7 protein-coding genes, 1 tRNA gene and 5 pseudogenes are annotated in these 10858 nt (G+C 69.3%); 6 read left to right on the plus strand and 7 right to left on the minus strand.

The window, feature by feature from the left end; translation table 11 throughout:
* Positions 1-441 precede the first annotated feature (441 nt).
* From C1I97_RS22150 to C1I97_RS22160, 3 genes are all read left to right on the plus strand, one after another.
* Positions 442-1269 carry a BlaI/MecI/CopY family transcriptional regulator gene (locus C1I97_RS22150; RefSeq protein WP_111004956.1) on the plus strand — a complete coding sequence of 276 codons (828 nt, stop codon included), beginning with the start codon at positions 442-444 and terminating at the stop codon, positions 1267-1269.
* Positions 1270-1459: 190 nt separating this feature from the next.
* Positions 1460-1663, plus strand: coding sequence for a cold-shock protein (locus tag C1I97_RS22155; protein WP_030850640.1), 204 nt, complete (start codon positions 1460-1462; stop codon positions 1661-1663).
* A gap of 55 nt (positions 1664-1718) precedes the next feature.
* Positions 1719-1792 (plus strand) — tRNA-Met (locus C1I97_RS22160).
* 106 nt (positions 1793-1898) lie between these two features.
* Here C1I97_RS22160 and C1I97_RS22165 read toward each other — a convergent pair.
* The 3 genes and pseudogenes from C1I97_RS22165 to C1I97_RS40065 all read right to left on the minus strand — a co-directional run.
* Positions 1899-2996, minus strand: a complete 1098-nt coding sequence (locus C1I97_RS22165; protein WP_111004957.1) for an integrase core domain-containing protein — start codon at positions 2994-2996, stop codon at positions 1899-1901.
* Positions 2997-3408: 412 nt separating this feature from the next.
* Complete coding sequence (locus tag C1I97_RS22180) at positions 3409-4275, minus strand: endo alpha-1,4 polygalactosaminidase (protein WP_111004959.1); 867 nt, start codon at positions 4273-4275, stop codon at positions 3409-3411.
* A 233-nt stretch (positions 4276-4508) separates the two neighbouring features.
* Positions 4509-4931, minus strand: a pseudogene (locus C1I97_RS40065) (sensor histidine kinase); the annotation flags it as partial.
* Between the two features lie 329 nt (positions 4932-5260).
* On the opposite strand from C1I97_RS40065, the pseudogene C1I97_RS22190 reads away from it, so the two are divergent.
* The 3 genes and pseudogenes from C1I97_RS22190 to C1I97_RS22200 all read left to right on the plus strand — a co-directional run.
* Positions 5261-5707: pseudogene (locus C1I97_RS22190) on the plus strand (endo alpha-1,4 polygalactosaminidase); the annotation flags it as partial.
* A 435-nt stretch (positions 5708-6142) separates the two neighbouring features.
* The gene (locus C1I97_RS22195; protein ID WP_258382683.1) at positions 6143-7516 is read left to right on the plus strand and encodes a sensor histidine kinase; all 1374 of its coding nucleotides are present in this window, start codon (positions 6143-6145) and stop codon (positions 7514-7516) included.
* Complete coding sequence (locus C1I97_RS22200) at positions 7509-8222, plus strand: response regulator (RefSeq protein WP_111004960.1); 714 nt, start codon at positions 7509-7511, stop codon at positions 8220-8222. The genes C1I97_RS22195 and C1I97_RS22200 overlap by 8 nt, the downstream gene beginning before the upstream one ends.
* 87 nt (positions 8223-8309) lie before the next feature.
* On the opposite strand, the gene C1I97_RS22205 is transcribed toward C1I97_RS22200, so the two are convergent.
* From C1I97_RS22205 to C1I97_RS22220, 4 genes and pseudogenes are all read right to left on the minus strand, one after another.
* Positions 8310-9554 (minus strand): IS110 family transposase, encoded by a 1245-nt coding sequence (locus tag C1I97_RS22205; RefSeq protein ID WP_111004961.1) that lies wholly within the window; start codon positions 9552-9554, stop codon positions 8310-8312.
* Positions 9555-9890: 336 nt separating this feature from the next.
* Positions 9891-10385, minus strand: a pseudogene (locus C1I97_RS22210) (transposase); the annotation flags it as partial.
* Positions 10386-10401: 16 nt separating this feature from the next.
* Positions 10402-10664, minus strand: a pseudogene (locus C1I97_RS22215) (ISAzo13-like element transposase-related protein); the annotation flags it as partial.
* 74 nt (positions 10665-10738) lie between these two features.
* Positions 10739-10858, minus strand: a pseudogene (locus tag C1I97_RS22220) (transposase); the annotation flags it as partial.

Consider the following 10858-nt stretch of genomic DNA (forward strand, 5'->3'; position numbering starts at 1 on the left):
CCGCACCCGCCTGCGCAAGCACCCCGAGTACGGCTACGTCACCCCGCTCGAAACCAGAGCTCTGGTGACCCAAGACCTCGCCCCCGCAGCGTAAACATCCGCTGTCCATGATCAGGGGGGAACTTCACCACTTCGATCCCAGGCTCTTTCCCACCTCGGCCTGTGCGTCGCGGCGGCACGAAACGGCGCGTGCCGGCGGTCACGGCAGTGTCGCCTGCGTGGGCAGGGCTTCGGTGCGGGTCGGATCCGGGCGGACCGTGGAGCGGGAGACGGTGAGGTGGTTTCGCGTCCGGTGTCCCTTCCGGCGGACCGGTGCCGGCAGGTGCGGCAGGCCGTGTGCGGCTGTTCGTAAGGGTGGTGTTTGCCCAGGACGGCGGCGACGGTCCCGTTTGGGTGAGTAGCATCCGGCAGCAACACCCCCCGGATGAAGGAGCGTGCCGCGTGGCCACCGAGCCGGAAGAGCCCACCACCCAGAGCCTGCAGAGCCAGTACGCGGCCCAGTTCGCCCACCACCTCGCGGCCAATCGGGAGGAACAGGCCCGTCTGCGTAGGCGTCTTGAGCAGCTCGAGGCGGACGAAGCCTGGCTGGTGAAGGCACTGGAGACGGTGTCCGCCCCGGCCGAGGCCGACGCCGGCGCCCGGGCGCCCGAGGGCGAGCCGGCACAGCCGCAGGACAACACGTCCAAGCCCACCGAGCCGACCGAAGCGGCCGAGTCGGCCGAGTCGGCCGATGTTGAGGCTTCCGCGGCTGTGCCGAAGCAGCGGCAGGACAAGCCGGCCGAGGCACCCGCGAAGAAGACCACGGCCAAGAAGACGGCCGTGCAGGAGACGACGGCCAAGAAGGCCACCGCGAAAAAGCCGGGGGCGAAGCAGGCGGCAGCGAAGCAGGCTCCTGCGGCGAAGAAGACGACGGCGAAGCAGGCGCCCGCGGCGAAGAAGACGGCATCCAAGGCCGGTGAACCGTCCCTGGGTGAGCTGCTGTTGACCGTCCTCGGCAAGCACGCCGGTCAGCCGCGCACCGCGGGCGAGGTCGCCGGCGACCTGGAGCGGGAGTACCCCGAGCGGGCCCGGGACATCAACACCGTGCGCAGCACCCTGGAGCGGCTGGTCGCCAAGAGCCGCGTCGAGCGGACCAAGCAGAAGAACACCGTGCTGTACACCACCGTGACCGAGTCCGCGCCCGCCACGGAAGACGCAGCCGCAGAAGCGTCCCCGGCCGCCGAGACGGCCGGCGCCGAGAAGACCGAGAAGGTGCCGGCGCAGGCCTAGTGGGGGCCGTGCCGCCCGTCTTCGCACGCAGCACCGTCCCGGGCGCCAGCACCCGGCACGCTGCGACCGGCGGAAAAGTCGGATAACCGCGCGCCGACGGGGTAGAACGGACGCCGGGTGCCTTCCGGCTACGGACGGCCCTGCCCACAGACCAGCCGGGACCTCTCGGCGATATCGAAGGACAAGCAGCATGGCCAGCGGCACCGTGAAGTGGTTCAACGCCGAAAAGGGCTTCGGGTTCATCGCCCAGGACGGCGGCGGCCCGGACGTCTTCGCCCACTACTCCAACATCACCGGCAACGGCTACCGGGAGCTGGTCGAGGGCGAGCCGGTCACCTTCGACGTGACCCAGGGCCAGAAGGGCCCCCAGGCCGAGAACATCGTGCGCGGCTGACGAAGGCAAATGCGCACCGCCCCGCGAGAGTCGCTGTGCAGAGTGGCATCACCGACGCGGGGTGGAGCAGCTCGGTAGCTCGCTGGGCTCATAACCCAGAGGTCGCAGGTTCAAATCCTGTCCCCGCTACGAGAACGAGGGGCCCGGCACTAGCCGGGCCCCTCGCCACATCCAGCCTGTGCCGCTCGAAAAGTCATTGTGATCCTGCGCTTGCCGAATACCTCATCCAGGCTGGTCAGGCCGCATGCCGGTACTCGTGGAGGGTGCCGCCAAGCCGCGCTCGCCGTCGTATGTCCAGACGGGCGATCCGGTCCGGGTCCTCGATCGGAGCGGGCAGCGGGTGGAGGGGGCGGGCGTTCGCAAGGCCCTGGTGCGGCCTGTGCTCGTTGTAGAACGTCTCGAACTCGCTTAGTGCGTGCAGGAGATGGCGTTGGTTCCAGATCAACATGCGGTCCAGCAGTTCTCGCCTGCAGGTCTGCACCCACCGCTCCATGATCGAGTTCATTCTCGGTATCCGGACGCCGCTGAGCACCACCTCGATACCCGCGTCCTTGAGGACGGCGTCGAACAACTGCGGGAACTTCCCGTCCCGGTCCCTGATCAGATAGCGCGCCCGGCAGCCGGTGTCCTCGAGGTCCATGACAAGATTCTTCGCGGCATGGACCACCCAGGACGCGGTCGGATGCGCGGTCGCGCCCAGGATCCGGATCCGGCGGTTCGCGTGCTCGATCGCGGCGAACACGTACAAGCGGGCCCCGGACAGGGTGACGGTCTCGAAGAAGTCGCACGCCAGGAGCGCGTCGGCCCGGGAGCGCAGGAAGCCCGCCCAGGTGCTCGAGGCCCGCTCGGGCGCCGGCTCGATGCCGTCCTCCTTCAAGATTTCCCAGACCGTGGATGCTGCCACCTTCACCCCGAGCACGAGCAGTTCACCGTGCAGGCGCCGGCAGCCCCAACTTGGATTTTCCCTGGCCAAGCGCAGAACGAGTGCTCGGATCGAGTGCACGGTGCGGGGCCGGCCTCCGCGCTTCGGCTTGGACTGGGCAGCGTGCTGGCGGGCGAGGAGATCGCGGTGCCAGCGCAGTACCGTGTCCGGCCGCACCAGCAGCCGCATCCGGCGCAGCACTTCCCTTGGCAGACCGTGGAGCAGCGACGCCAGGAAAGCCCGGTCGCTCGCGCGCATCCGGACCCGCTGCCCGTCCAGCTGCCGCTCCAAGACAGCGATCTGATGGCGCAGGGCCAAGATCTCGATGTCCTTCTCACGGTCGCTCGTTGGCAGCAGCCGCCGCATCGCGAACGCGTTCGTCATACCCAGGTACGCCAGTCTCAGCAGCACGACCGATCACCATGCCGCGCCCACCGCCGCCGCGCGATAGCGGCGACTCGATCAGTCACGGCCAGCACCCCGAAACCCACTCCCACCTGTATGGATGAGGTATTCGGCAAGGGCATCCTTGACCGGCCGGTTCGTCTGGTTCGTCAGCACGTTTGCAACCGTGGGCAGTTGCGGATGCCCCGCAGGGTCTCTGTAGACGTCCAGCGGCTGCGCTTCGGTGGAGAAGACCACGGCGTCACCCGACGCGTCCCGCGCGGCCGCCGGCGCCGTGCCCGCCGGAACCCCGTGCAGTACGAGACATTGACGCTGCCGGGCGACCCCGACACCAGCCTGTGCGTCTACACCACCGAACCGGACTCCCCTTCCTGGCGCGCACTCGGCCTGCTGACCAGCTCGTTCCTGAGAACTGTCGTCAGTAGTGGTCGCAGGTCCCGCGCACGTAGCCGTCGTGGCCGACCGGGACGACGTCGAGGTCCCGCCGGACGACGCTGATCCGGTCGCCCCAGCCCGCGCAGGCCCTCTTCATGCCCTTCTCGGTGTACTCGATGACGATGACGTGGTCGCCGAACGCGTCGACGTAGGACCCGCATTCGTCGTACTGTCCGCATTCCTCCACCACCGCGAAGTCGAGGCCGACCCGCTTGCGGTCCTTGGCGAGTTCGAGGGTGTTCTTCTGGGCGATGGCGAGGTGCCGGGCGTGCGCGTGGCGGGCGAGCAGGGTCTGGAACGCCTCGGCGTCGGCGGCGGTCAGCAGTCCGTGCGGGGCGCGGGTGTAGCTGTCGTAGTTGTCCGGCTCGACGGCGTCGAATCCCTTGTCGGCGCAGGCGTCGATCCAGTCATCCACCTTCTCGGCGATCCGCGCGCGCTTGCCCGGGGTGCCGATGTCGAGCATCGCCTCGCCCCAGTCCTCGTCCATGACGACCTTCCCGGAGCCATCCCGCAGCAGGAGGTCGGCGTCCCACTCCCCCTCCGCGTCGGGCTGGGCCTGGAACGCGTTGACATAGCAGATGTTGTACAGGCCCGCGGCGGGCGACGTCGTGTGGTCGCGGGAGACCACGGAGACGCCCTTCGGCGGGGTGTAGGCGCCGCCGAGTTGGTAGTCGATGCCGGCGTGGACGGGCGGCGCGGACACCTTCGCCGCCGGGGTCTCCGGGGAGGTGCCCGCGTCGGCGTCGGTGCCGGCGGTGCCGGAGCAGCCGGCGGCGGCGAGGGAGGCCGCGGCGATGACGACGGAGAGGGGCACGGTGGCACGGGGGGAGCCGGCCCGGGACTTGCGCATGACGGTCTGCCTCTGGACGAGAGAGCATGCCCCGCCTCGGACGCGCGTGGTCCTGCCGACTGGGTCCGGGCTGACGACTCGAAGGCACGTGTTACCGGCTGGGAATGCCATGGTTCCGCGGACCGCGACGGTGCTGGGTGGTCCGACACCGTGACGATATCAAAGCCGTCGCAATCGATTTGTGCCGCCCCCGGGCCGGGCCGGCGGGCGTCCGGCGGCGGCGCGGGGCGCGGTCAGGTGTGGCCGCCGCCGGCGCCGAGCGGTGCCCGCGGCAGGGTGACCAGGAAGGCGGCGCCACCTCCGGGCGCCCCGGTGACGGTGAGGTCCCCGCCGTGGTTGCGTACGACGTCTCGTGCGATGGCCAGCCCGAGGCCGGCCCCGCCGTCGTCGCGGCTGCGCGCCTCGTCGAGGCGGACGAAGCGCTCGAAGACCCGGGGGCGGTCGGCGAGCGCGATGCCGTGGCCGTCGTCGGCGACGGTGAGCACGACGTCGTCGCCCGCGCGGACCAGGGTCACGGTGATCGCGGTGGCGGTGTGCCGCTGGGCGTTGTCCAGGAGATTGCCGAAGACACGGGCCAGTTGGCCGCGGCTGCCCCGGACCTGCGGCACGTCCTCGTCGGCCCGTACACCGGGGGCCACCCGGTCCGACAGGGCACGCCGGGTGGCAGCAGCGCCTGGCCGCCTACCTCGACTCCTTGGCACATGGTGGATGACCCCCGGGGGGCTGGTTCGCCGGTGGTGAGCAGGCAATCTGTGCGGTGACCTGGCGTTCCATGGCCGAACGCAGGGCGTGACGTGCTGCCGCCTCGCGGCGGGCGCCGGCCTGGCAGGGGGTGTGCGGCGCTGTACACCGGTGGGGAGCGAGGCGGCGGCTTTCCGGGTGTTTTTCACCTTTGGGGTTGGTGGTTCTGATCTGCGTGTTGTGCAGGTTTTCTGGGTGCTTCTTGACTGGGCGTTGTGGCTGGTGTGGTGGATCCGGGGGATTCGGAGACGCCTACACCCCGCCGGCCGGAGTCACGGTGGTCACCTGTGACCACACCGCCTCCCCGGCGGCGGGCCTGTACAACATCTGCTATGTCAACGCCTTCCAGGCCCAGCCGGGAGCCGAGGGCGAATGGGCCTCGGACCTGCTGCTGCGCGACTCCGCGGGCAAGGTCGTCTACGACAAGGACTGCTGGGGCGAGGCCCTCCTCGACATCAGCACCGACGCCAAGCGCGAGCGGATCGCCGTCAAGATCGGGGCCCTGATCGACAGCTGCCGGGACAAGGGCTTCCAGGCCGTCGAGCCCGACAGCTACGACAGCTACACCCGCTCCGGGAAGCGCCTGACCGCGGACCACGCACAGGCCTTCATCAAGCTGCTGTCCGCCCGCGCCCACGCGGACGGCCTGGCCATCGCCCAGAAGAACACCTCGGAGCTCGCCGACAACCGCACCACCCGGGTCTTGGTCCCGGCCCCACGCCGTCCGGGGACGGTGTGGCGGGCGCACCTTCTCCCCCACAATTGGCTGATGACCCTCACCTCCCGCAGTTCTTTCGCGGCCCCCGGCGAGCAGAGCCGAGGAATACGGCGTGCGCTCGCGGAAGTGGCCGGTGGCGGGCTTCTGATGATCCTCACCCAGCAGGTCGTGCGAAACCTGTACGACTCGTTCCCCGGTGGAATGCAGTTTGCTCTCGGTGCTGTCGTTCTCGCCCTGTTCGCCGTCCGCCGTCGCTACCCCGTCGTGAGCCTGCTGGGCGTGGCCTCCGTCCTGGGCCTGCTGTGCGCCGCCGGGTTGCCGGCTGCCGTGATCGCGTACACCACCGCCAAGCGGTGGGTGGTCCACCGGCACCGGACCGCTGTGCTGCTGGCGTCAGCGATTCCGACGATGCTGTCCGGCGCTGTTTTCGCCCCGCTCATCGGGCTCGGCAGTCACAGGTTCGGACTCGCTGTGGGAGGCGTGCTCGCCGCCACCACGCTGGTCGTGCCGGGGCTCGTCGGCATCTCGAAGAGACAGCGGGAGCGGCTGCTGTGGGCGCTGCGCGAACGCGCCGCCGCCGCGGAGGCGGCCCACCGGCTTGCCGACAGCGAGTCCCGGATTCATGAGCGGTCCCGGATCGCCGCCGAGATGCACGACTTGGTCGGCCACCGTCTCAGCCTGGTCTCGCTGCACTCGGGCGGCCTGGAGATGGCACTGCAGAAGGAGTCACCCGAACTGCGCGACGAGGCGTCGTTGGTGCGCCAGGCCGCCGGAGAGGCGATGCGTGAGCTCCGGGAAGTGCTGGGGATCCTGGGCCCGTTGGGGCGGGACACCGGCGCCGGCGCCCTGACCGACGCCACAGGTACCCGGCCCGATGTCGAGGCGTTGGCCGAGGAATCACGCCGGGGCGGCATACCGGTCGATCTCACCTGGGACGGCCCCGACCTGAACGAGCGCCCGGCCCAGGTCCGGCGTGCGGTACACCGTGTGGTGCGCGAGTCACTGACCAATGTGCACCGGTACGCCACCGGGGCGCAGGTCACCGTGACGGTCACGCACACCGACGACCGTGTGGACGTGCTCGTGCGCAACGAGCCTCCGCCCGTGGCACCGGAGGCCGCGGCCGGCCTGGGCTCGGGACGCGGCCTCGTCGGGCTGCAGGAGCGGGTGGGCCTGCTCGGCGGCACCCTGGAGGCGGGCCCGACGCCGGCCGGAGGCTTCGCGGTGACGGCGGGCATGCCGACGCGGCCGAACCCGGGAGCGGTCCTCTCCGACGCGGGCGCCTCACCGGCCGAAGCGCCGGCCGAAGCGGGCTCCGGCCGCCCGGCCGTCGTCCTGCGCGCTGTGGTGAGCGCCCTGGCCGGAATCCTCGGTCTCGCGGGTGTGGGCGGGCTGATGCTGCTTGGCCTCGTCCTGGTCAGCAGCCCGCAGCCCGACACCCCCGATGTCCAGGAGCAGCCTCGGATCGGGATGTCCCGCGAAAAGGTGGAGCTCGCCATTTTTGGAGACGCCACGGAAGTTCGTGCGGCGGCGACGGGCCGGGAGCCGGCCCGCCCGAAGTCTGCGACGAGCTGTATTTACCCCCCGGTGTCGGACGGCGAGGATTTTGCACCGTCGAGCAAGGCTTCGGGGACGGCGAAGTCCGCTGTCCGGTGGCCCGAGGAGGGCGCCGGGCATCTCAGGATCACCCGTTACTGTTTCCGTGGCGACACGTTGGCCGCCATCGATCGCTTCACCGTGCCGGTGATGTCGCAGGCGTCGCATGAGAGTTCACATGACTGAGATTCCCCCTTCCGGCAGCCGCCCGATCCGAGTGCTGCTCGCTGACGACGAGGAGATGATCCGGCACGGTGTCCGGCTGATCCTGCGCCATGCCGAGGGAATCGAGGTGGTCGGTGAGGCGGCGAACGGCGAGGAGGCCGTGCGCGTCGCCACCGAGGCCTGTCCCGACGTGGCGTTGATCGACATCCGGATGCCGGTGCTCGACGGGCTCGCCGCGATCGAGCGACTCCTCCCACTCCGTCCCCGGCCGCAGGTCGTCATGCTCACCACGTTCGGCGACGAGGAGAACGTCATGCGTGCCCTCCGGTCCGGCGCCACCGGTTTTCTGCTCAAGGACGAAGGCCCGCAGGAGCTGATCAGCGCGGTACGAGCCGCCGCCGCAGGTGATGCGGTCCTCTCCCCCGGTGTCACCGGCTCCGTCATCGAGCGCATGCTCCACGGCGATTCCAGCAGGCCCGGGGGAAGGGGAGGCTCGCAGCCGGCATCCGATACCGGCCCCGAACAGCGGCTCGCCGCGCTCACCGGACGGGAACGCGACGTCCTGGCGCTACTGGGCCGGGGCCTCGCCAACCTGGAGATCGGACGTCGCCTGGGCATCGGCGTGGGGACGGTGAAGTCCCACGTCAGCGCCATCTTGGAGAAGACGGGCACCGACAGCCGGGTCCAGGCTGCGGTCCTGGCCTATCAGTCGGGTCTGCTCTCCTGACGCGTAAATAGAAGGAGGTCGGGGTGGGTGTGGGCAGGGCTGGGTGCCCGGTGGCCGTTGAGGCTGCCGGTTGTCCGGGTCTGCCGGTCAGGCTGCGGTCTCCCTCGGGTTGAGGGTGACGGTGTAGCCGAGCTGGTTGAGCTGGTTGACGGCCCGGCGGGTGGCGCGTTCGGGGTCGCGTTGGGTGAAGTAGGAGCCGCCGAGTTCCTGGTAGCCGACGTTGTCGCTCAGCATGTGCCAGATCGCGGTGATGATCGAGTGCTCGACGGCGACCAGTGCCTTGAGCGGGCCGCGGCGGGCGGTGAGCCGCTTGTATCGGGCCTGGAGATAGGTGTCCTTGGTTCTCACCGCGCCGAACGCGGCGAGTCCGAGGGCGCCTTTGAGGTAGGGGTTGCCGGGCCGGACCTTGGTGTTCTTGGTGCGGCCGGCGGACTCGTGATGGCCGGGGCAGACGCCGGCCCAGGACGCGAGATGCTTGGCGGAGGCGAACCGGGTCATGTCCCCGCCGGTCTCCGCAATGATCACTTCGGCGGTGGCCTGGTTGATGCCGGGGATGGTGTCGAGCAGGTCGAGGGCGCCGCGAAAGGGCGCCATCGCCTCCTCGATGCGTCCGGTGAGCTGGTCGATCATCGCGGTGAGCTGGTCATACTGGTCCAGATGGAGCCGGGCCAGGAACGCGTGGTGTTCGCGGAAGCGTCCGGTCAGGGCCTCGGTGAGTTCGGGGATCTTGTTGCGGAGCCTGCGCTTGGCCAGGTCCGCGAGGACCTGTGGGTCGGCTTCGCCGTGGATGAGGGCTTCGAGCATGGCCCGTCCGGAGACGCCCATGATGTCGGAAGCGACTGCGGAGAGTTTGATGCCGGTGTCCTCCAGCAGCTTCTCCAGCCGCTGGACCACACGGCCGCGTTCACGGGTCGCGGTGGTCCGGGCCCGGGTCAGATCCCGTAGTTCGCGGACCGGCTCGGGCGGGACGAAAGAGGGCCGGACCAGGCCGTGGGCACCGAGCTGAGCCAGCCAGGCCGCGTCCGAGACGTCCGTCTTGCGGCCGGGCAGGTTCTTGACCTGCCGCGCGTTGACCAGGATCACGTTCAAGCCCTCGGCCAGCACGTAGTAGAAGGGCTTCCAGTAGTCCGAGGTCGCCTCGATCACCACCAGCGTCACCCGTGCGGCGAGCAGGTGCTCCCGCAGGTCCAGGATCGCGTTCGTCGTCGATCCCCACGTCGTGGTCTCAGCCGTGAAGGACCCCCGCCGCTTCGTACTCGGGGTACGGACACACACCTTGGCGTCCTTCTTGCTGATGTCCACCCCCGCGCAGCGTTCGTGCAGCACGTCCACGGCCTTGCTCCCTCCCTCGCCGGACAGCCGGGTACGCCGTTCCGGGAGGGCCAGGGTGGATCAGGAATTCTGACGCACGTGCTTCACAGCAACACTCCACGGTTCCCGTGGACGGCCCCCAGCACCACGCTGACCTGCGAGCTCACCGGCATCACAGAAGCATCGGTTTCGGCCGGAACGGACACCACAAGGTTCTCGGACCGCCATCAACCCACGTCAGGGCAGATAGAAGCACCCCGGCGCGCCACGAGGTTGTCAATTCCTTTGTGTATGTAGAGGTGCACGGTCTTGCCGGTCGGGCCCGCGGGGTGGTTACTTTCGGTGATCTTGCTGGGGTCAGAGAGGGAGGCGGTCGGGGAAGGCGAGCATGAAGTGGTTCATGGCGCGCTTCCAGCCGAGCGTCCCGGTGCCGCGTACCCGGCCTTGGGGGATGGGGCCGTCGCCGTCGATGTGCCGGCCCTCGATGCGGCGGATGCCGAGGTAGAGGAGCTTGATCGCGGCATCGTCGGAGGGGAAGTGCCCCCGCGTCTTGGTGATCTTGCGGAGCTGGTAGTTCAGGCGCTCGATCGCATTGGTGGTGTAGATCACGCGGCGTATCTCGCGGTCGAAGGCGAGGAACGGGATGAACTCCTCCCAGGCCCGTTCCCAACTGGCAATCAGACCGGGGTAGTTCTTGCCGTAGTCGGCCCGCAGTTCGTCGAGTGCGCTCAGGGCCTCGGACTCGGTGGCGGCGGTGTAGATGGGCTTAAGGGCGGCGGCGACCTTCTTGCGGTCGGTGTAGGAGACGTACTTCATCGACGAGCGGATCAGATGGGCTTGTAAAGAATCAACATGGTGATTCTTTGACCTGGAGGCGGAAGCCGTTCTCCCGTAGCAGCCGGCCCACCGTGGGCGCCGACACGGGATGCCCCTGCCCGGTGAGTTCCTCGCCAGGTGCCGCAGCGACTTGGTTGTCCAGCGCAGCGGCGACATCGGATCTCTTCGCTTGTCCGGCTCGACCAGCGCCAGCGCGGCCGGAACGAGCAGCGGGTCCAGGTCCTCGGCATTCTTGCGTCCACCACCAGCCCGGCGGACCCGGCCATCCGACAGCAGATCCTCGCCGCCCTCCAGTCGGCATGCGCATAGCATGTCAACGAAGCGGAAACTGCAAAGCAACGTGTCTTTTCTTTACAAGCCCGATGGGTCACACAGGTCTGGACCACTGCCTTCTCCCAGACCGTGTTGATCGCTTCGGGCAGGCCGCTCAGCCCGTCACAGCACACGATCAGCGCGTCGCGCAGGCCGCGGTTCTTCAGCTGGGTGAG

The organism is Streptomyces sp. NTH33 (assembly GCF_003236365.1).
GTDB lineage: Bacteria > Actinomycetota > Actinomycetes > Streptomycetales > Streptomycetaceae > Streptomyces.

Excerpts from the sequence above, each read along its gene's own strand:
- C1I97_RS22155 (WP_030850640.1), top strand. The coding sequence starts at position 1,460 with ATGGCCAGCGGCACCGTGAAGTGGTTCAACGCCGAAAAGGGCTTCGGG.
- C1I97_RS22200 (WP_111004960.1), top strand. The coding sequence starts at position 7,509 with ATGACTGAGATTCCCCCTTCCGGCAGCCGCCCGATCCGAGTGCTGCTC.
- C1I97_RS22180 (WP_111004959.1), bottom strand. The coding sequence starts at position 4,275 with ATGCGCAAGTCCCGGGCCGGCTCCCCCCGTGCCACCGTGCCCCTCTCC.
- C1I97_RS22195 (WP_258382683.1), top strand. The coding sequence starts at position 6,143 with ATGCTGTCCGGCGCTGTTTTCGCCCCGCTCATCGGGCTCGGCAGTCAC.